Source organism: Achromobacter sp. JCM 18799 (assembly GCF_055395645.1).
This window is the reverse complement of record NZ_AP043866.1, coordinates 922,847-949,176: the sequence shown is the minus strand read 5'-3', so window position 1 is coordinate 949,176 and position 26,330 is coordinate 922,847. Positions and strand designations below refer to the sequence as shown.

Genomic DNA, 26,330 nt, shown 5'->3' with positions numbered 1-26,330 from the left:
CCCGGAGTTCCGCCATGACCACCGCTCCTCAAAAGAAACCGGCCCTGCTGGCCGCCGCCCTGCTCGCCCTCGCCGGCCTCGCGCCGCTGTCGGCCCATGCCCTGGACATCAAGCTCGGCCACGTGCTGGCGCCCAGCCATAGCTGGAACAAGGCCGCCGAAGGCTTCGCCGCCGAGGTCAAGGAAAAGACCGCCGGCCGCGTCAATTTCGTGTTGTTCCCCAGCGGCCAGCTGGGCAATGAAAAGACCATGCTGGAAGGCCTGCAGATCGGCAGCCAGGGCGCGGCCATCATCGGCTCGGGCTCGCTGCAGCCCATCGAACCCAAGTTCGGCGTGGTCGAGCTGCCCTATACGTGGTCGACCTCGCAGCAGGCCTACAAGGCCTTCGACGGCGAGCTCGGCGAGGCCCTGGCCAAGCTGGCCGACAAGAAGAACCTGACCATCATCTCGTGGTGGGAAAACGGCTTTCGCCACGTCACCAACAACCGCGGCGCGGTGGCCAAGCCCGCCGACCTGGCCGGCCTGAAGACCCGCGTCACGCCCGACAAGATGCGCCTGGACACCTTTACCGCGCTGGGCGCCAACCCCGCGCCGCTGGCCTTCGGCGAACTGTATTCGGCCCTGCAGCAGAAGGTGTTCGACGCCCAGGAGAACCCGCTGTCCATCATCTACACCTCGTCCTTCTTCGAGGTGCAGAAGTACCTGTCGCTGACCGGCCACGTCTGGGGTCCGGCCAACCTGATCATTTCCAAGCCGGTCTGGAACCGTCTCTCGGCCGAGGACAAGAAGATCGTGCAGGCAGCCGCCGACAAGTGGCGCGACGCCCAGCGCCAGATGATTACCGACGGCGACCAGCAGTACATCGCCCAGCTGAAGGAAAAGGGCATGCAGGTCAACGAGGTCGATAAGGCTGCCTTCGCCGCCACGGTGGAGCCGGTCTGGAAGACCTACTCGGTCACCTACGGCCCCGAGCTGATGGCGCTGGTGCAGAAGTACCGCGAGGCCAAGTAATGCTCAACCGACTGTCCGCGATCCTGTCGGGCATCAGCAAGGCCTTCGCCGCCCTGGCGGTGGCCTTGCTGGCGATCCTGATCTCCTACGTGGTGTTCGCCCGCTTCGTCACCCATACCACGCCGCACTGGGCCGAGGAACTGCCGAGGCTGGTGCTGGTGTGGTCGGCCTTCATCGGCGGCGTCGTCTGCAGCTTCGAGCGTTCGCACCTGATGGCCGGGCTGCTGCCGTTCGTGGTGCGCAATCCCCGCATCCTGAACGTCTTCGAACGCATCAACCAGACCCTCATCATCGTCGGCCTGGCGGCGTTGGGCTACGCCGGCTGGCAGCTGGCCGAGCTGACCATGGACCAGACCCTGCCCGCGCTGGACGTGTCCGCCGGCGCCGTCTACCTGGCGTTGCCTTTCGCCTGCGCCATCACCATCGTGGTGCACCTGGCGCAGCTGTTCTCCTCCGCTCCCGCCGCTGCAAAGGAATAACCAGATGTCTACGGGTGCTCTCTTCCTGATGGGCGTGTTCACGATCACGGTGCTGATCGACATGCCCATCGCTTTCGGCCTGGTGTTGTCCTGCCTGGCCTATCTGGCGGTCTTCGACTCCGCGCCCATGATGGTGGCGGCGCAGCAGTACGTGGTGGGGCTGGACAGCTTCACGCTGCTGGCGATTCCGCTCTTCATCCTGGCCGCGCAGCTGATGAACGGCGCCGGCCTGACGCAGCGCATCGTGCGCCTGTGCGCCGCCATCGTCGGCGACATCAAGGGCGGCCTGGCGGTGGTGGCCGTGCTGGCCTGCCTGATGTTCGGCGCGCTATCGGGTTCGGGCGTGGCCGACGTGGTCGCCATCGGCAGCCTGCTGCTGCCCGCCATGGCCCGCAGCGGCTACGATAAGGGCTTTTCCTGCGCCCTGGTCGGCAGCGCCGGCGCCACCTCCACCATCATTCCGCCCAGCATCGTGCTGATCGTCTACGGCACCATCACCGACACCTCGGTGGGCAAGCTGTTCGTGGCCGGCATCATCCCCGGCATCCTGCTGGGGCTGTCGCTGATCGGCGTGGCGATCTGGCAATCGCGCAAGCACAACTGGGCCGGGGGCCAGCCGTTCAGCTGGACCGAGCTGCGCGCCGCCGCCGTCGACGCGCTGCCCGCGCTGATGGTGCCGGTGCTGATCATCGGCGGCATCCGCTTCGGCATCTTCACCGCCACCGAGGCCGCGTCCAGCGCCATTATCTACGCCCTGCTGATCGGCTTTTTCTGGTACCGCACGCTGAGCCTGAAGTCGCTGTGGGACAACCTGAAGTCCACCGGTGAAAGCAGCGCGTCCATCCTGCTGATCATTGGCGCGTCGGGCCTGTTCGCCTGGGTGCTGGTGGCCGAGCAGGTGCCGCAGGCGCTGTCCACGCTGCTGGTCGAATGGACCGACAGCAAGACCGCCGTGCTGCTGGTGCTGACCGTGGTGCTGCTGCTCCTGGGCACCTTCATGGAAGCGATTCCGGTCATCATCATCGTGGCTCCGGTCGTGATGCCGGTGCTGGCGCACTACAACATCGATCCCGTGCACTTCGGCATCCTGCTGTCGATCAACATGGCCATTGGCGCCAACACACCGCCGGTCGGGGTCGACCTGATGGCCGCGTGCAAGATCGGCGGCATCAACATGATGCAGACCCTGCGCCCGCTGTCCTGGATGATGCTGGCCATGACCGCGGTCATGCTGCTGCTGACTTTCGTACCTGAACTGGTGCTGTTCCTGCCGAGGCACGTGCAATGACCCCTATCACCCCCTCCCGCCGTCCCCCCTTCCTGCGCCGCAGCTGGATGTTCGTGCCCGGACTCGACGCCAACGCCCAGGCCGACGGCCTGGCCAGCGGCGCCGATGCGCTGGTCGCGGACCTGGAAGAGTTCACCGCCCCGGCGGACCGGCCGGCCGCGCGCCCCATCATCGCCGAACTGTTCGGCCGCTGCCGCGCCCTGGGCGTGGTGGCCGCGGTGCGCATCAACAAGCTTGAGGACGACGGCCTGGCGGACCTGCGCGGCGTGATGCCTGGCGCGCCGGACGCGGTGTTCCTGCCGCACGCCGAAAGCGCGGCGCAGATCGCCGCGCTGGACCAGGCGATCACCGCGCTGGAGGCCGAACTGGGCCTGCCCGCCGGCAGCACCGAGATCGTGCCCACGCTGGAGTCGGCGCTGGGCGTGCACCGCGCCTATGACATCCTGACCGCCAGCCCGCGCGTCTCCGCCTGCCTGCTGGCGGCCGAAGACCTGACCGCCAGCCTGGGCGCCGAACGCGGCAAGGACGGCATCGAGCTGCATCACCTGCGCGCCCGCTTCCTGCTGGACTGCACGGCGGCAGGCTGCCTGCCGATCGACTGCCCGTTCAACTACCGCGACATGCCGGCGCTGGAAGCCGACGTGCGCTGGGCCCGCCGCATGGGCCTGAAGTCCAAGTGCGCCACCGTGGCCGACCAGGTCAAGCTGATCCACGCCGTCTTCACGCCCGCCCCGGACGAAGTCATGGCAGCCCACGATTGCGTCGCCCGCTATGAAGCCCAGCGCGCCGGCCGCCATGACGCCGAACGCATCGATCCGCCTGTCTACAACACCGCGCGCCGCCTGTTGGCGCGCCATCACCAATTCGAACGATGGGCCGCCGAGCGCCGCGCGCAGGCCGTCCCGCAACAAGGAGACTCCGCATGACGTCAGCAGTAATTCCCGAACGCAATGGCGGTCAGATCCTGATGCAGCAGCTGCGCATCCATGGCGCGCGCCGCGTGTTCATGATTCCTGGCGAAAGCTATCTGCCCTGCATCGACGCGCTGAATGACCACACCGATGCCATCGAAGCCATCGTCTGCCGCCAGGAAAGCGGCGCGGCCTACATGGCCGAGGCCTACGGCAAGCTGACCGGCGAACCCGGCATCTGCTTCGTCACGCGCGGCCCGGGCGCCACCAACGCCAGCATCGGCGTGCATACCGCCTTCCAGGACTCCACCCCGATGATCCTGTTCGTGGGCCAGGTGGGCAACGACTTCATGGAGCGCGAAGCCTTCCAGGAGATCGACTACCGCCGCATGTTCGGCCAGATGGCCAAATGGGTGGCGCAGATCGACCGCACCGACCGCATCCCCGAGTACATCTCGCGCGCCTTCGCCGTGGCCACCAGCGGCCGTCCCGGCCCCGTGGTGCTGGCCTTGCCAGAAGACACCCTGTGGGGCCGCGCCCGCGTGGCCGACCTGCCGCGCTACCCGCGCGTGCACAGCCATCCCGGCGCCGCCGACCTGACCCGCATGACCCAATTGCTGGACGCCGCCGAACGTCCCTTCCTGCTGCTGGGCGGCAACGGCTGGCACCAGACCGCCATCGACCAGATCGCCGGCTTCGCCGAGCGCTTCGAGCTGCCGGTAGGCACGGCCTGGCGCCGCCTGGAATGCTTCGACCAGCGCCACCCCAACGCGGCCGGCCACGTCGGCTGGGCCATGACGCCGCAACTGCGCCAGCGCCTGCGCGACGCCGATCTGGTGCTGGCCGTGGGCACGCGCATGGGCGAGGCCACGACCGAAGGCTATACCGTCATCGAGAGCCCGCTGCCGCGCCAGCAGCTGATCCATGTGTATCCGGACGCCGCCGAACTGGGCCGCGTGTTCTCGCCGACCCAGGCCATCGTGGCGGACGTAGCCAGCTTCGCCGCCAGCGTGGCGGGCCTGGTCCCCGGCCACAAGACGGCGCGCGGCGAGGCGGTGCGCGCCGCGCACCAGGAACTGGTCGACAGTCTGAAGCCGCTGCCCTCGCCCGGGCCCATGAGCCTGGACCAGGCAGCCGCCTACGTCGACGCGCACGTGCCGGCCGACGCCTGCATCACCGTGGGCGCGGGCAACTATGCCCTGTATCCCCACCGCTATCGCCGCTATGCCGGCCCCGGCACCAGCCTCACGCCTACCGTGGGCTCCATGGGCTACGGCCTGCCGGCGGCGATCTCGGCCAAGCTGGAGGACCGCAAGCGCACGGTGGTCTGCTATGCCGGCGACGGCTGCTTCCAGATGAACATGCAGGAACTGGGCGTGGCGCTGCAATACCGTCTGGGCGTGGTGGTGCTGGTGTTCAACAACGGCATCTGGGGCACCATCCGCGCGCACCAGGAACGCGAGTTTCCGGCGCGGCCGATTGCACTGTCCTTCGAGAACCCGGACTTCACCCAGATCATCCGCGGCTACGGCGGCTATGGCGAGGCCGTGGAAGACACGGCGAGCTTCGGCCCCGCCTTCGAGCGCGCGCTGGCCTTTGCCGAACGCGAGAACATGCCGGCCCTGCTGGAAATCCGCTACGACGCCAACGGCATTTCGCCGGGCGAAACCTTGATGGGCATCCGCGAGGCCGCGCTGGCCCGCAATGCCGCCGCCAGCCACTGACACAGAGGGACTCCACCATGACGACGACTATCTCGATCAACGGACAGCGGCTGTGGCAGTCGCTGATGGACCTGGCGCAGATCGGCGCCACCGCCAAGGGCGGCAACTGCCGCCTGGCGCTGACCGCGCTGGACGGCCAGGGCCGCGACCTGGTCACCGGCTGGATGCGCGATGCCGGCATGACGCTGCGCGTGGACCAGGTGGGCAACATTTTCGCCCGCCGCGCCGGCCGCAACAATGACCTGCCGCCGGTCATGACCGGCAGCCATATCGACACGCAGCCGACCGGCGGCAAGTTCGACGGCTGCTACGGCGTGCTGGCCGGCCTGGAGGTCATGCGCAGCCTGAACGACCATGGCGTGGTCACGGAAGCGCCGCTGGAAGTGGCCATCTGGACCAACGAGGAAGGCTCGCGCTTCGTGCCCGTGATGATGGGTTCGGGCGTATTCGCCGGCAAGTTCCCGCTCGAAGTGGCGCTGTCCGCCACCGACCGCGACGGCAAGTCGGTGGCCGACGAGCTGGCCGCCATCGGCTATGCCGGCACGGACCCCGTGGGCGGCCGCCCGGTGGGCGCGTACTTCGAGGCCCATATCGAACAGGGCCCGATCCTGGAGCACGAGGAAAAGGTGGTCGGCGTGGTGACCGGATCGCTCGGCCTGCGCTGGTACGACGTGACCGTGACCGGCATGGAAATGCATGCCGGCCCCACCCCCATGCCGATCCGCCGCGACGCGCTGTATGCCGCCAGCTTCCTGCTGCAGGCGGTGGTGGACATTGCCAACGGCAACCAGCCGCATGGCCGCGGCACCGTGGGCGAGATCTACGCGCACCCCGGTTCGCGCAACGTCATCCCGGGCCAGGTGCGCTTCACGGCGGACCTGCGTCACGAGGACGAAGCCACGCTCACCCGCATGGACCAGCGCTGGCACGAAGTCTGCGCCGAAATCGCCCAGCGCCACAACGTGGAAGTGGACGTGAAGCACGTGCAGTATTTCCCGCCCACCCCGTTCGACCCGGACCTGGTGGGCAAGGTGCGCGACGGCGCCGCGCGCCGCGGCCTGGCCGCCATGGACATCGTCACCGGCGCCGGCCATGACGCGGTCTACATGGCCGCCGTCACCCCCACCGCCATGATCTTCGTGCCCTGCAAGGACGGCGTCAGCCACAACGAGATCGAGGACGCCAAGCCCGCCGACCTGGAAGCCGGCTGCAATGTGCTGCTCGACGCCATGGTGGCGCGCGCCAACGCCCAGGAGGTCCGCTCATGAGCCAGGACGCCGCCTACTGGCGCGCCCGCGCCGCCGCGCTCGCTTTCAACGGCCAGGCCTACATCGATGGCGCCTATTGCGGCGCGGCCGATGGCGCCACCTTCCCCGCCACCAGCCCGATAGACGGGCGCAAGCTGGCCGACGTGGCGTCTTGCGGCGCGGCCGACGTGGACCGCGCCGTGCAGGCCGCCCGCCGCGCCTTCGAGGCCGGCGTCTGGAGCGGCCTGGCGCCGCGCCAGCGCAAGCAGCATCTGCTGCGCCTGGCCGCGCTGATCGATGAGCACCGCGAGGAACTCGCGCTGCTGGAAACGCTGGACATGGGCAAGCCGATCCGCGATGCGCTGGCCTTCGACGTGCCGGAGACGGCGCGCTGCTACGCCTGGTACGCCGAAGCCATCGACAAGATCTACGACGAGATCGCCCCCACCGGCCCGGACGCGCTGGCCACCATCACGCGCGAAGCGCTGGGCGTGGTCGCGGCGGTGGTGCCGTGGAACTATCCGCTGATGATGGCCGCCTGGAAAGTCGCGCCGGCCCTGGCGGCCGGCAACAGCGTCATCCTCAAGCCTGCTGAACAGGCCTCGCTGTCGGCCATCCGGCTGGCGGCCCTGGCCGAGGAAGCCGGCATTCCCGCCGGCGTCTTCAGCGTGGTGCCCGGGCTGGGCGCGCAGGCCGGCCAGGCGCTGGGCCTGCACCCCGACGTGGACTGCATCGCCTTCACCGGTTCGACCGCCACCGGCAAGCGCTTCATGGAGTACTCGGGACAATCGAACCTGAAGCGCGTGTGGCTGGAGTGCGGCGGCAAGTCTCCCCACATCGTGTTCGAGGATTGCCCCGACCTGGACCGCGCCGCCCAGGCCGCGGCGCTGGCCATCTTCTCCAACCAGGGCGAAGTCTGCATCGCGGGTTCGCGCCTGTACGTGCAGGACGGCATCTACGACGCCTTCATGGCCAAGGTCGCGGACTACGCCGCCGCACTGCAGCCGGGCGATCCTCTGGACCCCGCCACCGCCATGGGCGCCATGGTCGACGAACGCCAGATGCGCGGCGTGCTGGCCCGCATCGAAGCGGGCTCCGCCGAGGGCGCGCGCCTGCGCATGGGCGGCCGCCAGGCCCGCGGCGACACGGGCGGCTACTACATCGAACCGACCATCTTTGATTGCGCCGGCCAGGACAACAGCCTGGTGCGCGAGGAGATCTTCGGCCCGGTGCTGGCCGCGCAGCGCTTCGCCACGGAAGACGACGCGGTGCGGCTGGCCAACGACTCGATCTATGGCCTGGGCGCCGGACTCTGGACCTCCAACCTGTCGCGCGCCCACCGCCTCTCGCGCCGCCTGCGCGCGGGCCTGGTCTGGGTCAACTGCTACGCCGACGGCGACATCACCGTGCCATTCGGTGGCGTCAAGCAATCGGGCTTCGGCCGCGACAAGTCGCTGCATGCGCTGGACAAGTACAGCGACCTGAAGACCACCTGGATCAGCCTGACGGCTTGATCCCCGGGGCGGACGCCTGCGCGGCGTCCGCCATCCTTGCCATTTCGCGTTATCTGCTTGGCCGCCAGTGCCATTGAAGGCGGTGGCCCCTTGTGCGACCTTGAACAGCGACGGGCTGCCCACCGCGGTTCCGTTGCGGGCAGGCGCAGGCGCTCTCCCGCCATCAGAACAATGACTGGAGACTACGATGCGCAATGCGACAAGGCGAGCCGCGCTGGCAGCCATGCTGGGCGTTTTGGCCTGGACCGCGGCCGGGCCGGCCTGGGCGCAAGCCCCTTATCCCTCCAAACCCGTCACCATCCTGGTCGGATTTCCGCCCGGCACGGCCACCGACACCGTCGCCCGCATGGTCGGCGACCGCCTGGCGCAGCGCCTGGGCCAGCAGTTCATCGTCGAGAACAAGCCCGGCGCGGGCGGCTCCATCGCCGCCGGCCTGGGCGCGCGGGCCAAGCCCGACGGCTATACGCTCATGATCGGCGCATCCGCGCCGCAAGCCATCAACCCGCACGTCTATCCCAACCTGAACTACGACGCGCGAAAGGATTTCGCGCCCATCGGCCTGCTGACCTGGCTGCCCTATCTGTTCGTCGTCAGTCCGGACAATCCGGCCAACAACCTGCAGGACTTTCTCGCGGCCGTAAAGGCCAAACCGAACCACTACACCTACGCCACCACAGGCGTGGGCACCACCAGCCACCTGGTGACCTCGGTGCTGCTGGCCAAGGCGGGCGCCAGCATGATCCACGTGCCTTATAAGGGCAGCAGCCAGGCGCAGACCGACATCGTGGGCGGGCGCACCTACGCCACCTTCGACACCATGGTGTCCTCGCTGGCGCTGGTGAAAGCCGGGCGCCTGAAAGCGATCGCCGTCAGCACGCCGCAACGGGTCGCGAGCCTGCCGGATGTGCCCACCGTCGCCGAACAGGGATACCCCGGCTTCGACATGGGCGCCTGGCTGGGCCTGATCGCGCCCGCCGGCATCCCGCCCGGGATCCAGCAGAAGCTTGCCGCCGAGGTCAACGCCGTGCTGTCGGATCCGGCCGTGCGCGACAAGCTGGCGGACCTGGGCGCCCAGGTCCGCACCACCGCCACGCCCGCCGAGTTCGGCGCGTTGATGAAATCCGAATACGAATCGTGGGGCAAGGTAGTCCGCGATTTCAACGTCAAAGCCAGCGACTGAACCGGAGACCCGAACCATGCATAGCACCATGAGCCCCGCTGAGCGTGACACCCGCATTCAACTGGCCGCCTGCTACCGGCTGGTGTCCCACTTCGGCATGAGCGATCTCATCTACAACCACATCACCGCGCGCATCCCTGGCCCGGAGGGACATCTGCTCATCAACCCCTACGGCATGATGTATGACGAGATCACCGCATCCAGCCTGGTCAGGATAGATCTGGACGGGAACGTGCTGGACAATCCGGGCGAGTACGGCATCAATGCGGCCGGCTACGTCATCCACAGCGCCGTGCACGGCGCCCGCCACGACGTGCAATGCGTCATCCACACGCATACGCGCGCCGGCATGGCGGTGTCGGCGCTGCAATGCGGCTTGCTGCCGCTGACGCAGACCGCCATGCGCTTCGCCAAGATTCCTTACCACGACTACGAAAGCGTGGCCTTGGACCTGGATGAGCGCGCGCGCCTGGTGGCGGACCTGGGCCAATCCGAGGCGATGATCCTGCGCAACCACGGCCTGCTGGCCGTCGGCCCCAGCATCGCGCAGGCATTCAATACGCTGTACTGGCTGGAGATGGCCTGCAAGGCGCAGGTGGATGCCCTGGCCGCCAACCGCGAACTCTGCGTCCCGCCGCCGGAAGTGATCGAGAAGACCTGGCACCTGTACCAGCCGACCACGCGCCGCCCCTTCGGCGAACTGGAATGGCCGGCCATGCTGCGCCTGATGGACAGGAAGGATCCCGGCTATCGCGACTGAGTCCTTGCCTGGCCCCGCCCCAGGAGGTCGATGCCGGCCGCGCTGTCCGCGCCTTCCGGCAGGATCGCCGCGAGGCTGGTCTTGACCTCCAGGAAGTACGGAACGGCCGAGCGCAGCCCGCGCGCGATGGCCGCGGCCACCTGGTCCGGATGGGTGACGTACTCGGCCTGCATGCCGCAGGCGCGCGCCATCATCGTGAAATCGGGACTGGCGAGATTGGTGCCCGCATACCGCCCGGGATAGGTGCGCGCCTGATGCAGGCGGATGGAGCCATAGCAATTGTTGTTGGACACGATGAAGAGCACCGGCAGTCCGCGCTCGGCGGCGGCCATCATTTCATTGCCGGTCATCAGGAAGCCGCCGTCGCCCACAAGGCACACGACCTTGCTTTGCGGATGGCGCAACTGCGAGGCAATCGCCGCCGGCGTGCCGTACCCCATCGCGCCCGACTGCGAGGCCATCAGCCGTTGCGGGTAGACGAAGGGAAAATGGCGGTACACCGGCGCGGCGAAGGTGCCCGCGTCCAGGCACACCATGACGTCCGGCGGCGCCTGTTCGGCCAGCGCTCGCACCACCGACACGAAGGGCACGCCATCATCGGCTTTTGGATCCGGCCAGGCGGCGGAGCGTTCTCGGATGGCGCGCAAGGACGCCGCCCAATCGCCGCGCGCCGCGTTTCCCGTCGCAGGCAGAGCCGCCAACGCCTGCGCGGTGGCCACCGGATCGGCGACGATGCCGACGTCGGCCGCGAAATGCTGGTTCACGATATGGGCGTCGACGTGGCAATGCACCAGCGTCTGCGAAGGCCGCGGGTAGCCGGGGAACGTGTAGCCCTGCGTGGTGATATCGCCCAGGCGCGTACCCAGGGCCAGGATGAGATCGCTGGAATCGAACGCCGCGACCTGCGCGGGCTGCGTCGCCAGGTCCAGGTCGCCCGCGTAGAGCGGGTGCGTATTGGGAAAGATGTCATGCTGGCGGAACGATACCGCCACCGGTATGCCGTGCCGTTCGGCCAATTGGCGCAAGGCGTCGCGGCCGCCCGGCGCATTGAATGCGCCACCGGCGATGATGAGCGGTTTGTGGGCTGCGTCCAACGACGCCTGCAGCCGCTGCAACGTGGCGGGCGCGGGCTGCGCCGGACTGGCCGGCTGCGCGACCCAATCCGGTTGCGGCACGCGCGCCTGCTGCACGTCTTCCGGCACCACCAGGACCACCGGCCCCGGCGTGCCCGAAGTTGCGACGCGCAGCGCCTTGAATGCGGCGCAGGCCACGTCCTCCGGCGCCGCCACCTCGTGCACCCATTTGGCGATGGAACCGAACATCTTCTGGTAATCGATTTCCTGGAATGCCTCCTTGCGCAGGTCCTTGCGCGGGACTTGGCCGATCAGCAGGATCAGCGGCACGCCGTCCTGCTGCGCGGCATGCACGCCGATGGCCGCATTCGCCGCTCCCGGCCCCCTCGACACCATGACCACCCCAGGGCGGCCCGTCAGCCGCCCGTCGGCGCACGCCATGAAGCTCGCACCGCCTTCGTGCCTACAGGTCACCGCATCGATGCCCGGGAAATCATGCAAGGCGTCGAGCACGCCCAGATAGCTTTCGCCGGGAACCAGGAAGACGCGGTCGATGCCGTTGCGGGCGAAGACCCCGAGCAAGGCGTGGGAAGACGTGTTCAGTTCGGAAGCGGGTGTCATGGATGGCCGTAAACCTAGGGGCTAGCGCGCAGGCGCGGGTCTGATACGCAGGAATTCTAGGGTGGCTGGCGGCGGGCCATGTAGGCATACTGTGCCTATCAGATATACAAAAAACGCACACAAGGAGGAGCCGCCCGCAAGCGCCGGCGGCGAGACATCGCGATGGACCTGCGCAAGATCGAAAACCTGATCCACGTGGCCGACTCGGGCAGCTTCTCCAAGGCCGCTTCGGTGCTGGGCATCGCGCAATCGGCGCTGGGCCGCCAAGTCAGGAAGCTGGAAGACGAATGCGGCTGCGCCCTGCTCTACCGCAATGGCCGCGGCGTGTCCTTGACCCCGGAAGGCGAGAAGCTGCTGGATAGCCTGCGCCCCTTGCTCGCGCAGATGGCGCGGGTCGTGACCGAATTCCACGACGAGCAGAAGTCGCCCTCCGGCCAGGTCACGCTGGGCCTGACGCCCACGCTATCCCACATGGTCGGCATGCCGCTGGTGGCGGCAGTCTGGAAGCGCCATCCGCGCATCCAGCTCAACGTCATCACGGGCTATAGCGGCTACGTGCATGAATGGCTGGCCAACGCCCGCGTCGACATCGCGGTGCTGCATGACGCGCGGCGTTCCCAGCATGTGGTGGTCGATCCCCTGGCCGAGCTGGACCTGGCGCTGGTATCGCCCGTACAGAACCTGTCGCCCGCCGCGCGGGCCTTGTCCTCCATCGACTTCGCCCAGTTGGTTGATCTGCCCCTGGCGCTGCCCACGCGCAGCCACGGCCTGCGCCGCACGCTGGAGCAGGCGGCCGCGCAGGCCGACGCGCCCTTGAACGTCGTGTTCGAAATGGACGCGCTGGAACTGATGAAGGAAATCGTGTTGAACGGACTGGCCCACACGGTGCTGGCCCTGCCCGCGGTAGTGGGCGAATTGAACAGCGGCCAGCTCGTCGCCCGCAGGATCGTCAATCCCGCCCTGTCCACCCGCCTGATGCTGGCCACCGCATCGAACCGGCCGCTGACGCAGGCGGTGAAAATCGTGCAGGACATTCTGCGTGAATTGCTGCGGGACATGGTTGAGGCGGAGCCTTACCGCTCGTATATGCGGATGGCGGATGCGCGCGCCGTGTCCGCGTGAGCTTGGCGGCCGCTGCGTTTCAGCCCGGCCCTGACGCGCAGGCCCAATCCGGAACTGCCCGCGCCTACTCTTCAGCGCCGTAGAGCGCCGGCAGCAGAATCGGCAGCGAGTCCAGCGGAAAGGCGAATCTGACGGGCGCGTGGGAGGTGTCGGAGGCAACCAATCCGCATTTCAAGGCGGCCGCCAGCAAGGACCTGCCCGTGCGTTCGCCCAGGCCAGTCATCTGAATGAACTCGCCCCGCGTGGCCGGCCCCGCCGCGAACAGGTGGTAGATCGGCAAGGCGGCCTCTGCGCGCAGCCGTCCTTTCGCGGTTTCAATCAGAATGGACGCCTTGATCTTTTCCTTCATCGAGTTCAGCGCCAGCATGCGGGACATATAGTCAACCTGCTCTTCGCACACGCGCAGGAAGTAGTCGATCCACAGCAGTAAACCTGTTTGCGTAAGGTTGCCCCGGCCGTCAAGATCGTCTTGACGCGGCGCGTCCGCAGCGGCCAGATGACCGTGGTAATCCTGCACCCCACGCGCCAATCCACGATTGACGGACCAAAGTCCCCTGGTGACAGGCCACATGGCGGCATGCGTTTGCAGTCGCGTGGCCCGACCATTGCCATCCGCAAACGGATGCATCCAGGCCATGCGTTGATGCGCGCAAGCGATGGCGATCAAGCGGAGTTCGTTGGTCCATTGCCTGCCGTAGTGAGAGGTAAAGGCCTCCATGAATTGTGGCAATGACTGCCAGGCAGGCGGGCTATGGCGGCCAACCGTGGCGTCGATCTCCCGCAGTGTTCCCGGTTCCACGACCAACCCGTCCTTGGTTGTCCGGTCATTGGACTCCAAGCGTCCGTATAGCGCACGGTGGGCGATCTGGACGAAATCCGCATTCAACGGCGAAACCCGCGCCGCCTGCTCTTCAACTTCTCTTTCCGCGTCCATATGGGCCACGGCAATGCGCTGCAGCCGCGCGATTTCCGGGCGGTCCGAGAACTCCTGACGCAGGGCTGCATCGATGTTCCTGGGCGACGTGCCCTGCCCCGCGATCCCGTTGCTGTAATACGAATTCATGCTGCGAAGCAGATCCCGCAGCGCCCCCCGGGTGTTGGGATGTGCAAATCCGCTCAGCTCGGCGGCCCGATACACGATGCTGGCTGCTCGTTCCAAGTACGGGACGAGCATGTGCACAGCGGGCATCAAGGGTAGGAACTGTTGCGGTGAATCGTACATATATTACTTCCGGTTTTTTTTCCGATTCTCTGCATTCTAACCGACTAATAATATTAAATAATTGATGTATAAATTGCTAAAACAAGAACTTTAAATTCCGCTATTTTCACTCTTTTTTCTACCGTTTTTTCTGCCGCCATGGTGGCGCACTCCGGAAACATCAACGCGGTACCGGCAACGGGGGCGCGGGCGTCAGCGGCCCCGTCGGCACGCCGCGCTGCGCCGGCATCGGCGGCAGGCGGGATGGCGCAGGGCTTACCCAGCCGGGCTGGCGGCTCGGTCCGCTGGAAGGCGGCGCGGGCGGGCCGGGCGGCCTGCCGGCGGTGGCGCAACCGGTGCCCAGGCAGGGTTCCTGGGTAGCGCCCGGATTGACCAGCCGGGGACAGGAAGCCCCAACGCAGGCATCGGGAATGACGCGGGCCGAAGGCGGGGGTTGGGGAATGGCGGGTCCGGCGCCTTGCGCGACGGCTTGCCCCCAGGCGGCCGCCAGCAGCGCGACTGCACCAAGGATTTTCATGGCTGCGTGCCCTGCCCCTGGTCTGCGGCCGGGCGCCGCATAGCGTCCCTCGGCCCGGCCCCGCGTCGCGCCGGGGCCTGGGCGGGCGCGGGATGATTCCAGTGTGCCCCCGCGCCTGAGGGCCTGTCCAGACAGGCCCGGCGTCAATCCAGCCGGATATCCGCGCTTTTCACTACCGAGGCCCAGCGCGCGCGCTCGCTGTTGAAGAACTGCGCCAGTTCGGCGGGATTGCGGGTAACAATTTCGGCGCCCTGTTCGTTCAGCTGCGCCTTCACGTCCGGCTGGTTGACGATTTGCGCCATCAGTTCCGACAAGCGGATGGCGACGGGATCGGTCGTGGTCACGGGCGCCATCACTCCCTGCCAGGTGCCGGACTCGAAGCCGGCCACGCCCTGTTCAGAAATGGTGGGAATGTCGGGAACCAGCTGCATGCGCTCGCGCTTGGAGATCGCGATCGGCCGCAGCTTGCCGGCCTTGATGTGGGGCAGCGTGGCCAGCAGCCCGTTCATGATGACCTGGGTCTGCCCGCCTATGGTGTCCGTCACCGCCTGCGAACCACCCTTGTAGGGCACGTACTCCCATTTCGCTCCCGTGGCCTGCTGCACGGCCACGGCAGCCAGGTGCGGCGCGCTGCCGATGGCGGTCACGGCGAAGTTCAGGCGCTGTTGCTTGGACAAGGCCACCAGTTCCGGCACCGTCTTGGCCGGCACGTCGGGATGCACGGCCAGCACGTGCGGCGAATAGGCCAGCATGCCGACCGCGCGCAAGTCCGTGGAGGGATCGAAAGACAGTTTGGTGTACACGGACGGGCTGATCGCCAGCGCCCCTACGTCGCACAAGAGCACGGTATGGCCCTCTTGCGCGGACTGCACCACCAGGCCTGCGCCCAGATTGCCATTGGCTCCGGGCTTGTTCTCGACCACCACGGTCTGCTTCAGGGCATCGGCCAGGCGCGGCGCCAGGATGCGGGCGATGATGTCCGACGAGCCGCCGGGCGGGTAAGGCACGATGATCCGGACCGCGCGCGTCGGCCAGTCGCCCGGCTGCTGCGCCCATGCCGGTAGCCACGGCGACAGGCAAAGCGCCGCGGCGCCGCCCAGGAACTGTCTCTTGCTTGGGTTCATGGAGTCTCCTTTGGAATGTCTTGCGGGCGGACGCTGCGCCCGGGCTCTCCGAGACAACCTCTTCGGATTGGCCGCCGCGCGCGCCTGCCCCTGCCGCATATGTTCTGCCTATGTCATCGTACAACTATGAAATTATTGTTGGGAAGCGAAATATTCATCTACCGGGTATGCACCTATAAATCCAATTTTCTCAGCGGCCTTTGCTTGAATAGTGGGCATTTCATGTTGTACGATGACTTACCTCTTAACCAGGCTACCGGCAGACTCCTGCCGTTCGATGACGCCCCCATACGGATCAACGCAACATGACCACCCCGCAGGAACTCAAGCACATCGTTTCGGAAGGGTTGCTGTCCTTTCCCGTCACCGATTTCGACCAGAACGGCGACTTCAACGCCAGGGGCTATGCGCAGCGCCTGGAATGGCTGGCCCCCTACGGCGCGACCGCCCTGTTCGCCGCGGGCGGCACGGGCGAGTTCTTTTCGCTGGCGCCAGAGGAATACGCGAACGTGATCCGCACCGCGGTGCAGACCTGCGCGGGCAAGGTCCCCATCCTGGCCGGCGCTGGCGGCCCGACCCGCACGGCCATCGCCTATGCGCAAGAGGCCGAGCGCCTGGGCGCCAAAGGCATACTGTTGCTGCCCCACTACCTGACCGAAGCCTCGCAACCAGGCATCGCCGCGCACGTCGAACAGGTCTGCAAGTCCGTGGATATCGGCGTCATCGTCTACAACCGCGCGCAGTCGCGCCTGTCGGCCGACAGCCTGGCGCAACTGGCCGAACGCTGCCCCAACCTGGTGGGTTTCAAGGACGGCGTGGGCGACATCGAAGCCATGGTGCGCATCCGCCGCAAGCTGGGCGACCGCTTTTCGTACCTGGGCGGCCTGCCCACGGCCGAGGTCTACGCCGCCGCCTACCGCGCGCTGGGCGTGCCGGTCTATTCGTCGGCCGTGTTCAATTTCGTGCCGCGCACCGCCATGGAGTTCTACCGCGCCATCGCCGCGGGCGACCATGACACCACCAATCGCCTGCTGGACGATTTCTTCCTGCCTTACCTCGAGATCCGCAACCGCGTCCCGGGCTATGCCGTCAGCATCGTCAAGGCCGGCGCCAAATTGGTGGGCCGCGACGCGGGTCCGGTGCGCGCGCCCCTGACCGACCTGCGGGCCGATGAACTGGAGATGCTGGGCGCTCTGATCCGCAAGCTCGGCCCGCAGTAAGGAGCCCTCCCGGGCGGTGGTATATATATAGACCGGTCCAGCCACACCCGGGAGTCAGCCTATGGCGCGTCGACGCAACCTCGCGTTTCTGCTCAGCATGCTTGCCGCGCCCGCGGGCGCGGCCGTCGTCTACGACAACCACGGCCTGGTGGTCGAAGCCACCACCGGCAGCCGCAGCGACTGGAATACCGGCCAGCGGCAGACCACCCGCGCCACCACCATCACCTACCAGGGCAAGCCGCTGTGCGGCAAGGACGTCGGCGCCCTGCTCTATCCCGATGGCCAGAGCGTCGAGGCCCGCGCGTTCTTCTGCGCATCCACCGCCAAGGCCTTGGAAACGGACGCCGTGCTGGCCTACTTCACCAGTTCCAGCGCCAATACCGTGCTGGCGCAGCTGAGCGCGGCCAACGGCGCGCTGCGGGTCCAGCGCCTGGCCTTGTCGGCCAAGCCGGACCGCGATCGCATCGCCACCACGCGCTTCGAGGACGCGCGCCTGCCTGGCTGGACGCGCGTCCAGACGTCCTGGAACGAAACCGTGATGATCCGCCACGCGCCGCTCGCCGCCCTGAACCTGGGGCCGGGCAAGCTGCTGGACGTGGCGGACGGCGTGGCCTACCTGGCCGTGCCGCCAGGCAGGGACGCGGTCGAGATCGAGCCCACCAAGCGGGTCAAGGACGCCGACGGCTATCTGCAGATCGTGCCGGCCATCACCAAGTTCGTGGACACTCCGATGGCGTTCCGCGCGGTGCGCATGAGCGACGGGCGCGAACTGGCCCGGCTGGATTTCAAGGATGCCTGCCTGCGCCTGCCCGCGATCCAATTCGATCGTCCGGACGCGCAGTCCAAGTCCTCGGCCGCGCCCGACGTGGCCTTCGACGACGTGCCGGCCTGGCGCGCCGCCACCCTGCAGCTGACGCAGGCGGCGCAGGGACGCGCCGCGCTGCGCCTGCAGCCGGGCGTGACCCTGCCACGCAAGCCCGGCTGCGCGCCCGGTTGATCTGGCCCGCTCAGATCAGGAACTGGCGGTAGGCCTCGTTGCCGGTTTCCTCGGTATGGGCGTAGCCCAGCTGCCGCAGGAACGCGTCCAGCGCCGCGCTGTCCGCCAGCGGCGCCTGGATGCCGACCAAGGCCGAGCTGAACTCCGTGCCCTGGTTGCGGTAATGGAACAGGCTGATGTTCCAGTTGGGCGCCATCTCGGACAGGAACTTCATCAGCGCCCCGGGGCGCTCAGGAAACTCGAAGCGGAACAGGCGCTCGCCCGCCGCCAGCGGCGAGCGGCCGCCCACCATGTAGCGGATGTGCTGCTTGGACACTTCGTTGTTGCTCAGGTCGCCGACCGAGAAACCCTGCTCCTGCAGCGCCGTCATGATTTCCGCCGCGTCGCCGCGCCGCGAGATCTGCATGCTGACGAAGATGTGGGCGGTGCGCGCGTCGGCGATGCGGTAGTTGAATTCCGTCACGCTGCGCTGACCGATCACGCTGCAGAAGCGGCGGAAGCTGCCGCGCTCTTCCGGCACCGTCACGGCGAAGACCGCCTCGCGCGCCTCGCCAACCTCGGCGCGGTCTGCGACGAAGCGCAGGCGGTCGAAGTTCATGTTCGCGCCCGAGGTCACCGCCACCATGGGCAGGCCTTGCACGCCTTCGCGCTCTACATACTTCTTCAGCCCGGCCACCGCCAGCGCGCCCGCCGGCTCCAGCACGCTGCGGGTATCCAGGAACACGTCCTTGATCGCCGCGCAGACCGCGTCCGTATCCACCAGGATGATCTCGTCCAGGTATTCGCGGCACAGGCGGAAGGTCTCCTCGCCCACCAGCTTGACCGCCGTGCCATCCGAGAACAGGCCCACTTCGGGCAGGTTGACCCGTTCGCCCACCTGCATCGACAGGGACATGGCGCAGGAATCCTCGGTCTGCACGCCGATGACCTTGACGCCGGGGTCCACCGCCTTGATGTAGGTCGCCACGCCCGCGGCCAGTCCGCCGCCGCCGATCGGCACGAAGACGGCATGCAAGGGGCCCGCGTGCTGGCGCAGGATCTCCATGCCCACCGTGCCCTGGCCGGCGATCACATAGGGATCGTCGAAGGCAGGAATGAAGGTCAGGTCCTGCGCGCTCGCCAGCTTCTGGGCGTGGCCATAGGCATCGCTATAGGAATCGCCCGCCTGCACCACCGTCACCGTGGGGCCGCCATGCGCCTTGACCGCATCCACCTTCACCTGCGGCGTGGTCTGCGGCACCACGATGATGGCGCGCACGCCCATCCTGGCCGCCGAGATCGCCACGCCCTGCGCATGGTTGCCGGCGGACGCCGTGATGACGCCCCGGTCCAGCGCCGCCTGCGGCGTGTTGCGCATCTTGTTGTAGGCGCCGCGCACCTTGAAGGAAAAGACCGGCTGGTTGTCCTCGCGCTTGAAGTAGACCGGGTTGCCCAGCCGGGCCGACAGGCCGCGGGCGCGATCCAGCTCGGTTTCGCGGGCGATGTCGTAGATGCGTGCGGTCAGGATCTGCCTCAGGTATTCCATCGGCGAGGCCCGGCCGTCCTGGAATGCGGCCGGCGCGGCGGTTTGCTGGCTGGCTTGCGGGGTGTGGTGCATCTGGCTCTCTGCTTCGGTGTGCTTGCCCGGCAGAGGCGGCCACAAAAAACCCGCCTCGTGGGGCGGGTGGCTGTGACTGTTGCGGTCGCGCGCTAACCCACCATTCCAGGAATGATGGTAATAATCAGCGAAATGCGGACGGCGCGGAAATTCATGGGGACGTAGTTTCCTCCTTGTGCGGCGCTTTGTCAAACGGCCAACCGGCCCCGGCGCTCCCGATTAAATGCGTCCCCATTTAATTTGGCGCCATTATGGCCACATCCCGGCCGAATCCGCGGTTTTTTGCTGCGCAGCAGGCGTAGCGCGGTATTACAATGGAAGGTTCGTGGCAGTCGCACTTTCCCAAATCAAAAAGGGGCAGGCGTCGGTCATGTTGGGTATACGCCTTCCGGCCAAATCCTGGACGCGTCCGCGTGCTTGCCCAAACCAACCCACTCTCCGACAACATCTACCGGCTTCTGGCCGCATAGCATGTTCGGGTTTGCGCCTAGCGCCTGCCGAACAGATTCAAGGATCATGTCTCTTACTCCGAAGATTATCTATACCCTCACCGATGAAGCTCCGGCGCTTGCAACCCGTTCGCTGCTGCCCATCGTCCAGGCTTTCGCCAAGCCCGCAGGCATCACGGTCGAGACCCGCGACATCTCGCTGGCAGGCCGCATCATCTCGGTCTTCCCCGACTACCTCGAAGACAGCCAGAAACTGGGCGATGCCCTGTCGGAACTCGGCGCCCTCGCCGTCCAGCCCGAAGCCAACATCATCAAGCTGCCCAACATCAGCGCGTCCATGCCGCAGCTGAAGGCCGCCATCAAGGAACTCCAGGACCAGGGCTACAAGCTGCCCGACTACCCGGACGCTCCCGCCAACGACACAGAGCGCGACGTCAAGGCCCGCTACGACAAGGTCAAGGGCAGCGCCGTGAACCCGGTCCTGCGCGAAGGCAACTCCGACCGCCGCGCCCCGCTGTCGGTCAAGAACTACGCCCGCAAGCACCCGCACAAGATGGGCGCCTGGTCGGCTGACTCCAAGTCGCACGTCGCCCACATGAGCGAAGGCGACTTCTACGGCACCGAGAAGTCGGCGCTGATTTCGGAAGCCGGCGACGTCAAGATCGAACTGACCGCCGCCGACGGCGCGAAGACCGTCCTGAAGGAAAAGACCCCGGTCAAGGCCGGCGAGATCATCGACGCCGCCGTGCTGTCCACGGCCAAGCTGAAGTCCTTCCTGCAAGCGCAGATCGACGATGCCCGCGCCACCGGCGTGCTGTTCTCGGTGCACCTGAAGGCCACGATGATGAAGGTCTCCGACCCGGTCATCTTCGGCCACGTCGTGTCCGTGTTCTACAAGGACGTGCTGGCCAAGCACGCCGATGCGCTCAAGCAAGCCGGCTTCGATCCCAACAACGGCATCGGCGACCTGTACGCCAAGATCCAGTCCCTGCCCGCCGACAAGCAGGCCGAGATCACCGCCGACATCGACGCCGCCTACAAGACCCTGCCGCAGCTGGCCATGGTGAATTCCGACCGCGGCATCACCAACCTGCACGTGCCCAGCGACGTCATCGTCGACGCGTCCATGCCCGCCATGATCCGCGACTCGGGCAAGATGTGGAACGCCGAAGGCAATCTGCAGGACGCCAAGGCCGTGATCCCCGACCGCAGCTACGCCGGCGTCTACCAGGCCGTCATCGAAGACTGCAAGCGCAACGGCGCCTACAACCCGGTCACGATGGGCAGCGTGCCCAACGTCGGCCTGATGGCCCAGGCCGCCGAGGAATACGGCTCGCACAACAAGACCTTCGTCATCCCGGCTGCCGGCACCGTGCGCGTCACCGACGCTTCGGGCAAGGTGCTGCTGGAACAGGCCGTCGAAGCCGGCGACCTCTGGCGCATGTGCCAGACCAAGGACGCCGCCGTGCAGGACTGGGTCAAGCTGGCCGTCACCCGCGCCCGCGCCACCAAGACGCCCGCCGTGTTCTGGCTGGACGAGAACCGCGCCCACGACGCGCAGATCATCGCCAAGGTCAAGCACTACCTGAAGGACCACGACACCAGCGGCCTGGATCTGCGCATCCTGAGCCCGGTCGAAGCCACCAAGTTCTCGGTCAAGCGCATCCGCGAAGGCCTGGACACCATCTCGGTGACCGGCAACGTGCTGCGCGACTACCTGACCGACCTGTTCCCCATCATGGAACTGGGCACCAGCGCCAAGATGCTGTCGATCGTGCCGCTGGTCGCCGGCGGCGGCCTGTTCGAGACGGGCGCGGGCGGTTCCGCCCCCAAGCACGTGCAGCAGTTCCTGGAAGAAGGCTTCCTGCGCTGGGATTCGCTGGGCGAGTTCATGGCCCTGGCTGAATCGCTGGACCACCTGGGCCGCAGCTACGGCAACGCCCGCGCACAGGTCCTGGCCAAGACGCTGGACCTGGCGACCGCCAAGTTCCTGGACGAGAACAAGTCGCCCGAGCGCAAGGTCGGCGGCCTGGACAACCGCGGCAGCCACTACTACCTGGCCATGTACTGGGCCCAGGCCGTGGCCGCGCAGACCGACGACCGTGAACTGGCTGCCCTGTTCGCGGCGCCGGCTCGCGCGCTGGCCGACGGCGAGGACAAGATCCTGGCCGAACTGAAGGCTGCCCAGGGCAAGCCCGTCGACATCGGCGGCTACTACCAGCCCAACGAAGCCCTCGCCAGCCAGGCCATGCGCCCCAGCGCCACGCTGAACCAGGCCCTGGCCTCGATCGCCTAAGCCTCCGCTGCCGCGCCTCGGCGCGGCAACAAAAAAAGGCCGGCAGCCCCAGGGCTGCCGGCCTTTTCCTTTGCGCGCGCCTAGCGCTGCGCTTCGCGGTGCCGCAGCTGGCGCACCTGCAGGAACTGAAGCGCGACGGGAATCAGCGACAGGCCGATGATGATGACCGAGACCCAATGCAGGTTGGCCCGCACCCACGGGATCGAACCCAGCCAGTAGCCGGCCAGCAGCATCGACGAGCACCACAGGATGCCGCCGATGACGTTGTAGGTGTAGAACGTGCGGCGCGGCATCTGCGACAGGCCGGCGACGAACGGCGCCAGGGTCCGGACGATGGGCACGAAACGCGCCACGGTGATGGTCATCGCGCCGAAGCGCGCGAAATACGCGCGCGCCCGCTCCATGTGATCGGGCTTGATCCAGCGGCTGCTGGCAAGCCTCTGCCCCCAGCGAGAAGATCCTATGGAATAGTTCAGCGCGTCTCCGGCGATGGCGGCAGCGGTGATGGCCGCCAGCGAAATGGCCGGATCGACGCCGGCCAGCCCCAGGAACGCGCCCGCGGCGAACAGCAGCGAATCGCCGGGCAGGAATGGCATCACCACCAGGCCCGTTTCCACGAAGATGACCGCGGCGATGATCGCGGTGCCCAGCACCCAATTCTGCGCCAGCACCGCCATCAGGCCCTGCTCGCTGGTCAGCCAGGAAAACACTTCAGTAATGCTCATGATCGAATCTTTGAATCAAGGTTTGGCCTGCGCCGGCGCCGCCGGCATGCCGGCGCACATGCGCTGGCGGGACGCGGCGTCGATATCGATGCGCCAGACGAACCGCTTCCCGACGGACAGCCTCGGCGCCACGCCGGCGAGTACCGGATAGCGTCCGCCGTCGTCTTCCTGGCCCCAGATCCAGAAGCGCGATCCGTCCGCCGCTGCGCACATGCGCACGCGCATGTCGTCGGCGCCGATCAGCACGCGCTTGCCCATCACGGGGTCGAACTTCGCGGCGTCGTACAGTTCCTTGCGCCAGTTGTCGCGCTTGGGGATCTCGGGGTTCTGCCAATCGTCGACGATCCAGGCGGGTTCCTTGGCCTGGGTATAGAAACCCAGATCGAAAGGCAGGGTATGCAGCGCCATGTGGATGTCCTGCGGCTGCATTTCCTTGCGCAATTCCCTGGCCAGCGGCCCGGCGCTGCCGCGCGGATTGGACGACGCGACGATGACCGCGGCCAGGCAGATCACGGCGGACACCCCGACGGCGATCCAGGCGCCGCGCCGTTTGCCGGCCGCCCAGGCGGGCGCGACCCGTTCGCAGATCAGGAACGCCAGCGGCGGGAACACCGGCAGCACGTAGCCGATCAGCTTGGAATTGGGAATCGAGAAGAACACGATCACGACCGCGATCCAGATCGCCATCAGGCGCCGCAGGCCCTGCGGATCGGACTCGCGCCAATAGGCCGGCTTGAAGATCGAAATGCCCCACACCGACCACGGCAGCGACAGCCCCGCCACGATGGGCAGGTAGAACCAGAACGGTTGCGCGTTGTTGAAGCCGCCCTGCGAAAAACGCTCGAACTGCTGGTAAACGAAGAAGTACTGGTAGAAGCCGGGATGGCGCAATTCCATCAGCCAGAACCACGGCACCGCCACCAGCGCGAACGTCAGCAAGGCCGGCACCCACAGCAAGGCGCGCACGCCGGGCCAGTCGCGGCGCAGCAGCAGCCAGGCCAGCACGATGGCGCCGGGCAGCGCCACGCCGATCAGCCCCTTGGCCAGCACCGCCAGCGCGGCCAGCACGCCCGTGGCCACCGACATGGCGCGGAAAGGCCGCCCCGCGGCGCGGCGCAAGGCGGTGTCGGCCGCCGCCAGCACGCACAGGGTGATCATGCTGGCCACCAGCATGTCCATATTGGCGAACTGGGCGGCGCCAAAGAACAGCGGCATCATGCCCAGGATCACCACGGCCCAGCGCGCCTGCGCGGCATTGCGGTAGCGCGCCACGAAGGCGTAGAGCGCGGCGCCCGCGCTCCAGGCGCCCAGCAGCGAAGGCAACCGCGCGCTGAACTCGTGCACGCCGAACAGCACATAGCTGATCTGCGCGAGCCAGTAGTACAGCGGCGGCTTGTGGAAGTACGGCATGCCGTCAAGCAAGGGCACCATGGGCGAGCCGCTGCGCAGCATTTCCCAGGCCACCCCGGCATAACGCCCCTCGTCGGGCAGCGTCAGCCAGCGCGCCCAGGCCAGCGCCCCCAGCCACAGGGCCAGGCAAGCCAGCACCAGCCAGGCGGGCCAGGCACTGCGGCGCGCCCATAGACGGCGCTGGACGGAGGCAATGTGCTGCGGAGGTGCTTCGGGACGGGACGCTAGTCGCATGAGGAGCCGGAAAGGGTTCAGGAAAATGCAAGATTGCGCGCAGTATCGCCAGGCGCGCGTCAAGCTTTCATGAAATTTCCAAAAAATTTGCCTGCCGCCTACGTCGGATGCAGCCGGTCCAGCCTGAGCCGCCCGCGCTCGTCCGTCAGGCGGCGCATGGCGCCATAGGCCGCCGCAATCGCCGCCATGCCGCTGGCGCCGCATAGCAGGAACATCAGCAGTATCTGGTACTTTGCGGCCTCGATCGGATCCATGCCGGCGATGATCTGCCCGGTCATGATGCCCGGCAGGGTGATGATGCCGGCGGCCGACATCTGATTGATGCTGGGCACGATGCCGCGCCGCACAGATTCGCGCAGCAAGGACGAAAACGCCTCGTGCACCGTCGCGCCCAGGGCCAACCGCGCCTCGATCGCCAGTTTCTCGCGCCGCGCGCCCGACAAGACCCCGTCCAGCGCCAGGCTGGCCGCGTTGAGCACGCTGCCCAGCACGATGCCGATCAGCGCGATGGTGTAGCGCGGGTCGTACCAGGGGTCCGGACGCAGCGCCGTGTTCAGGATGAACAGCACCGTGATGACCGTGGTTCCCGCCACCGCCATCGCGCCGACCCAGCCGTTGCCGCGGCCGGTCAGCCTGGCCCTGGGCCGCGCCGCCACTTCCCGCGCCGCCAGCGCCATCATCACCGCCACCACCAGCGCCGTCAGCCAGGGCGCGGCGTGCGCGAACACGATGCGCAGGATGTGGCCGACCAGCAGCAGCTGCACGACGGTGCGCACCGCCGCCCACAGCACCTGGCGCTGCAGGTTCAGGCGCAAGGCAAAGGAGATGCCCGCGCTGAGCAGCACCAGCAGCGAGGCAATGGCCAGGTCGGAGGCCTGCAGTTTGATCACGTCCATAGCGGTTCCAGCCTGCCCTGCTCCATGCGCCAGGAACGGCGCGCCAGACGCTGCGCCTGCGCCGGGCTGTGCGTCACCATCAAGATCGCTGCCCCGCCGTCCAGGTAGCGCCGCAGCTCCGCTTCCACCTGGTCCGTGGCGGCCTGATCCAGCGCGGCGGTCGGCTCGTCCAGCAGCAGCACGCGGGGCGTCAGCGCCAATGCGCGCACCAGGCCCAGGCGCTGGCGTTCGCCCGTGGACAGCTCATGCACCAGCGCGTCCAGCTTGTCAGGCGACAGCCCCAGGCGTTGCATGATGGCCAAGGCCTGGGCGCGGTCCGTGAAATGCCGCAGCACCAGATCGTCCCACCAGCCTGCTTCCGCCTGGCAGTACATGACCTTGCGGCGCCATTCATGACCCCGCATGCCCGAGCGCGGGCGGCCCTCAAGCAGCGCCTCGCCATGCCCGGGGTCGAGGTCGGCGATCTGGCGCAGCAGAAGGGATTTGCCGGAACCTGACGGCCCCATGATGGCGGCGCATTCGCCTGCGGCCAGGTCCAGGCCGACGGGCGCAAGGCGTTCGCTATAGATACCGCGCAGCCTGAGCAGCGGGTGCGAGTCGGTGGTGGTGTTCGGCATGGATACAGATCTTAGCCCGTGGCGCCCCGGTCCGCACCCGGAACCACCTCGGTGATGCGTTAATCTCAAGCGCCCATCATGGCCCGCTGGCGTGCGA

General features: G+C 67.3%; 22 protein-coding genes. 13 read left to right on the top strand and 9 right to left on the bottom strand.

Annotated elements, in window-relative coordinates; genetic code table 11:
- Positions 1-14 precede the first annotated feature (14 nt).
- The 9 genes from ACZ5YA_RS04640 (at position 15) to ACZ5YA_RS04600 (ending at position 10,113) form a co-directional block, all read left to right on the top strand.
- Entirely contained in the window at positions 15-1,010 is a 996-nt protein-coding gene (locus ACZ5YA_RS04640; RefSeq protein ID WP_059379746.1) for a TRAP transporter substrate-binding protein, read from the top strand.
- Positions 1,010-1,489, top strand: a complete 480-nt coding sequence (locus ACZ5YA_RS04635; protein WP_464092099.1) for a TRAP transporter small permease — start codon at positions 1,010-1,012, stop codon at positions 1,487-1,489. Before ACZ5YA_RS04640 ends, ACZ5YA_RS04635 begins: the two co-directional genes overlap by 1 nt.
- A 4-nt stretch (positions 1,490-1,493) precedes the next feature.
- Positions 1,494-2,777, top strand: a complete 1,284-nt coding sequence (locus ACZ5YA_RS04630; protein WP_059379744.1) for a TRAP transporter large permease — start codon at positions 1,494-1,496, stop codon at positions 2,775-2,777.
- Positions 2,774-3,703, top strand: a complete 930-nt coding sequence (locus ACZ5YA_RS04625; protein WP_118932000.1) for an HpcH/HpaI aldolase/citrate lyase family protein — start codon at positions 2,774-2,776, stop codon at positions 3,701-3,703. The genes ACZ5YA_RS04630 and ACZ5YA_RS04625 overlap by 4 nt, the downstream gene beginning before the upstream one ends.
- Positions 3,700-5,412 (top strand): thiamine pyrophosphate-binding protein, encoded by a 1,713-nt coding sequence (locus ACZ5YA_RS04620; RefSeq protein ID WP_464092098.1) that lies wholly within the window; start codon positions 3,700-3,702, stop codon positions 5,410-5,412. Before ACZ5YA_RS04625 ends, ACZ5YA_RS04620 begins: the two co-directional genes overlap by 4 nt.
- Positions 5,413-5,429: 17 nt before the next feature.
- The gene (locus ACZ5YA_RS04615) at positions 5,430-6,680 is read left to right on the top strand and encodes a Zn-dependent hydrolase (RefSeq protein ID WP_059379741.1); all 1,251 of its coding nucleotides are present in this window, start codon (positions 5,430-5,432) and stop codon (positions 6,678-6,680) included.
- Positions 6,677-8,173, top strand: coding sequence for an aldehyde dehydrogenase (locus tag ACZ5YA_RS04610; RefSeq protein WP_306632702.1), 1,497 nt, complete (start codon positions 6,677-6,679; stop codon positions 8,171-8,173). The genes ACZ5YA_RS04615 and ACZ5YA_RS04610 overlap by 4 nt, the downstream gene beginning before the upstream one ends.
- A 187-nt stretch (positions 8,174-8,360) precedes the next feature.
- On the top strand, positions 8,361-9,353 hold the full coding sequence (locus ACZ5YA_RS04605) for a Bug family tripartite tricarboxylate transporter substrate binding protein (protein WP_464092097.1): 993 nt from the start codon (positions 8,361-8,363) through the stop codon (positions 9,351-9,353).
- Between the two features lie 16 nt (positions 9,354-9,369).
- The gene (locus ACZ5YA_RS04600; RefSeq protein WP_280016527.1) at positions 9,370-10,113 is read left to right on the top strand and encodes a class II aldolase/adducin family protein; all 744 of its coding nucleotides are present in this window, start codon (positions 9,370-9,372) and stop codon (positions 10,111-10,113) included.
- Here the strand turns inward: ACZ5YA_RS04600 and ACZ5YA_RS04595 are convergent.
- Entirely contained in the window at positions 10,101-11,807 is a 1,707-nt protein-coding gene (locus ACZ5YA_RS04595) for a thiamine pyrophosphate-dependent enzyme (protein WP_464092096.1), read from the bottom strand. The genes ACZ5YA_RS04600 and ACZ5YA_RS04595 overlap by 13 nt on opposite strands.
- A gap of 162 nt (positions 11,808-11,969) precedes the next feature.
- Here ACZ5YA_RS04595 and ACZ5YA_RS04590 point away from each other — a divergent pair, with 162 nt between their 5' ends.
- Positions 11,970-12,929 (top strand): LysR family transcriptional regulator, encoded by a 960-nt coding sequence (locus ACZ5YA_RS04590; protein WP_118931994.1) that lies wholly within the window; start codon positions 11,970-11,972, stop codon positions 12,927-12,929.
- A 64-nt stretch (positions 12,930-12,993) separates the two neighbouring features.
- Here the strand turns inward: ACZ5YA_RS04590 and ACZ5YA_RS04585 are convergent, their stop codons facing one another.
- The 3 genes from ACZ5YA_RS04585 to ACZ5YA_RS04575 all read right to left on the bottom strand — a co-directional run bounded on the left by ACZ5YA_RS04585 (position 12,994) and on the right by ACZ5YA_RS04575 (position 15,792).
- Positions 12,994-14,151 (bottom strand): Fic family protein, encoded by a 1,158-nt coding sequence (locus tag ACZ5YA_RS04585; protein WP_464092095.1) that lies wholly within the window; start codon positions 14,149-14,151, stop codon positions 12,994-12,996.
- 160 nt (positions 14,152-14,311) lie between these two features.
- Positions 14,312-14,668 (bottom strand): hypothetical protein, encoded by a 357-nt coding sequence (locus ACZ5YA_RS04580; protein ID WP_251880213.1) that lies wholly within the window; start codon positions 14,666-14,668, stop codon positions 14,312-14,314.
- A 143-nt stretch (positions 14,669-14,811) separates the two neighbouring features.
- Positions 14,812-15,792, bottom strand: a complete 981-nt coding sequence (locus tag ACZ5YA_RS04575; RefSeq protein ID WP_059379734.1) for a Bug family tripartite tricarboxylate transporter substrate binding protein — start codon at positions 15,790-15,792, stop codon at positions 14,812-14,814.
- Positions 15,793-16,097: 305 nt separating this feature from the next.
- On the opposite strand from ACZ5YA_RS04575, the gene kdgD reads away from it, so the two are divergent.
- On the top strand, positions 16,098-17,012 hold the full coding sequence (gene kdgD / locus ACZ5YA_RS04570; RefSeq protein ID WP_118931992.1) for a 5-dehydro-4-deoxyglucarate dehydratase: 915 nt from the start codon (positions 16,098-16,100) through the stop codon (positions 17,010-17,012).
- A gap of 61 nt (positions 17,013-17,073) precedes the next feature.
- The gene (locus ACZ5YA_RS04565) at positions 17,074-18,009 is read left to right on the top strand and encodes a hypothetical protein (protein WP_306632707.1); all 936 of its coding nucleotides are present in this window, start codon (positions 17,074-17,076) and stop codon (positions 18,007-18,009) included.
- 10 nt (positions 18,010-18,019) lie between these two features.
- Here the strand turns inward: ACZ5YA_RS04565 and ilvA are convergent, their stop codons facing one another.
- Positions 18,020-19,606: a threonine ammonia-lyase, biosynthetic gene (ilvA, locus tag ACZ5YA_RS04560; RefSeq protein WP_464092094.1), complete on the bottom strand. Its 1,587-nt coding sequence runs from the start codon at positions 19,604-19,606 to the stop codon at positions 18,020-18,022.
- Positions 19,607-20,122: 516 nt separating this feature from the next.
- Between ilvA and ACZ5YA_RS04555 the strand changes: the two genes are divergently transcribed.
- The gene (locus ACZ5YA_RS04555) at positions 20,123-22,351 is read left to right on the top strand and encodes an NADP-dependent isocitrate dehydrogenase (protein WP_059379731.1); all 2,229 of its coding nucleotides are present in this window, start codon (positions 20,123-20,125) and stop codon (positions 22,349-22,351) included.
- 80 nt (positions 22,352-22,431) lie between these two features.
- On the opposite strand, the gene ACZ5YA_RS04550 is transcribed toward ACZ5YA_RS04555, so the two are convergent.
- The 4 genes from ACZ5YA_RS04550 to ACZ5YA_RS04535 all read right to left on the bottom strand — a co-directional run bounded on the left by ACZ5YA_RS04550 (position 22,432) and on the right by ACZ5YA_RS04535 (position 26,233).
- Positions 22,432-23,076 (bottom strand): VTT domain-containing protein, encoded by a 645-nt coding sequence (locus ACZ5YA_RS04550; RefSeq protein WP_059379730.1) that lies wholly within the window; start codon positions 23,074-23,076, stop codon positions 22,432-22,434.
- A gap of 15 nt (positions 23,077-23,091) precedes the next feature.
- Positions 23,092-24,720 (bottom strand): ArnT family glycosyltransferase, encoded by a 1,629-nt coding sequence (locus ACZ5YA_RS04545; RefSeq protein ID WP_464092093.1) that lies wholly within the window; start codon positions 24,718-24,720, stop codon positions 23,092-23,094.
- A gap of 98 nt (positions 24,721-24,818) precedes the next feature.
- Positions 24,819-25,616, bottom strand: coding sequence for an ABC transporter permease (locus ACZ5YA_RS04540; protein WP_464092092.1), 798 nt, complete (start codon positions 25,614-25,616; stop codon positions 24,819-24,821).
- Positions 25,607-26,233 (bottom strand): ABC transporter ATP-binding protein, encoded by a 627-nt coding sequence (locus ACZ5YA_RS04535; protein WP_464092091.1) that lies wholly within the window; start codon positions 26,231-26,233, stop codon positions 25,607-25,609. Before ACZ5YA_RS04535 ends, ACZ5YA_RS04540 begins: the two co-directional genes overlap by 10 nt.
- Positions 26,234-26,330: the final 97 nt, after the last annotated feature.

What these genes read in the sequence shown, in the direction of transcription:
- ACZ5YA_RS04550 (WP_059379730.1), bottom strand. Translation starts at nt 23,076, where the DNA reads ATGAGCATTACTGAAGTGTTTTCCTGGCTGACCAGCGAGCAGGGCCTG.
- ACZ5YA_RS04575 (WP_059379734.1), bottom strand. Translation starts at nt 15,792, where the DNA reads ATGAACCCAAGCAAGAGACAGTTCCTGGGCGGCGCCGCGGCGCTTTGC.
- ACZ5YA_RS04615 (WP_059379741.1), top strand. Translation starts at nt 5,430, where the DNA reads ATGACGACGACTATCTCGATCAACGGACAGCGGCTGTGGCAGTCGCTG.
- ACZ5YA_RS04635 (WP_464092099.1), top strand. Translation starts at nt 1,010, where the DNA reads ATGCTCAACCGACTGTCCGCGATCCTGTCGGGCATCAGCAAGGCCTTC.
- ilvA (WP_464092094.1), bottom strand. Translation starts at nt 19,606, where the DNA reads ATGCACCACACCCCGCAAGCCAGCCAGCAAACCGCCGCGCCGGCCGCA.
- ACZ5YA_RS04535 (WP_464092091.1), bottom strand. Translation starts at nt 26,233, where the DNA reads ATGCCGAACACCACCACCGACTCGCACCCGCTGCTCAGGCTGCGCGGT.
- ACZ5YA_RS04610 (WP_306632702.1), top strand. Translation starts at nt 6,677, where the DNA reads ATGAGCCAGGACGCCGCCTACTGGCGCGCCCGCGCCGCCGCGCTCGCT.
- ACZ5YA_RS04580 (WP_251880213.1), bottom strand. Translation starts at nt 14,668, where the DNA reads ATGAAAATCCTTGGTGCAGTCGCGCTGCTGGCGGCCGCCTGGGGGCAA.
- ACZ5YA_RS04630 (WP_059379744.1), top strand. Translation starts at nt 1,494, where the DNA reads ATGTCTACGGGTGCTCTCTTCCTGATGGGCGTGTTCACGATCACGGTG.
- ACZ5YA_RS04555 (WP_059379731.1), top strand. Translation starts at nt 20,123, where the DNA reads ATGTCTCTTACTCCGAAGATTATCTATACCCTCACCGATGAAGCTCCG.
- ACZ5YA_RS04600 (WP_280016527.1), top strand. Translation starts at nt 9,370, where the DNA reads ATGCATAGCACCATGAGCCCCGCTGAGCGTGACACCCGCATTCAACTG.
- ACZ5YA_RS04605 (WP_464092097.1), top strand. Translation starts at nt 8,361, where the DNA reads ATGCGCAATGCGACAAGGCGAGCCGCGCTGGCAGCCATGCTGGGCGTT.
- kdgD (WP_118931992.1), top strand. Translation starts at nt 16,098, where the DNA reads ATGACCACCCCGCAGGAACTCAAGCACATCGTTTCGGAAGGGTTGCTG.
- ACZ5YA_RS04625 (WP_118932000.1), top strand. Translation starts at nt 2,774, where the DNA reads ATGACCCCTATCACCCCCTCCCGCCGTCCCCCCTTCCTGCGCCGCAGC.
- ACZ5YA_RS04590 (WP_118931994.1), top strand. Translation starts at nt 11,970, where the DNA reads ATGGACCTGCGCAAGATCGAAAACCTGATCCACGTGGCCGACTCGGGC.
- ACZ5YA_RS04640 (WP_059379746.1), top strand. Translation starts at nt 15, where the DNA reads ATGACCACCGCTCCTCAAAAGAAACCGGCCCTGCTGGCCGCCGCCCTG.
- ACZ5YA_RS04620 (WP_464092098.1), top strand. Translation starts at nt 3,700, where the DNA reads ATGACGTCAGCAGTAATTCCCGAACGCAATGGCGGTCAGATCCTGATG.
- ACZ5YA_RS04585 (WP_464092095.1), bottom strand. Translation starts at nt 14,151, where the DNA reads ATGTACGATTCACCGCAACAGTTCCTACCCTTGATGCCCGCTGTGCAC.
- ACZ5YA_RS04595 (WP_464092096.1), bottom strand. Translation starts at nt 11,807, where the DNA reads ATGACACCCGCTTCCGAACTGAACACGTCTTCCCACGCCTTGCTCGGG.
- ACZ5YA_RS04545 (WP_464092093.1), bottom strand. Translation starts at nt 24,720, where the DNA reads ATGCGACTAGCGTCCCGTCCCGAAGCACCTCCGCAGCACATTGCCTCC.
- ACZ5YA_RS04540 (WP_464092092.1), bottom strand. Translation starts at nt 25,616, where the DNA reads ATGGACGTGATCAAACTGCAGGCCTCCGACCTGGCCATTGCCTCGCTG.
- ACZ5YA_RS04565 (WP_306632707.1), top strand. Translation starts at nt 17,074, where the DNA reads ATGGCGCGTCGACGCAACCTCGCGTTTCTGCTCAGCATGCTTGCCGCG.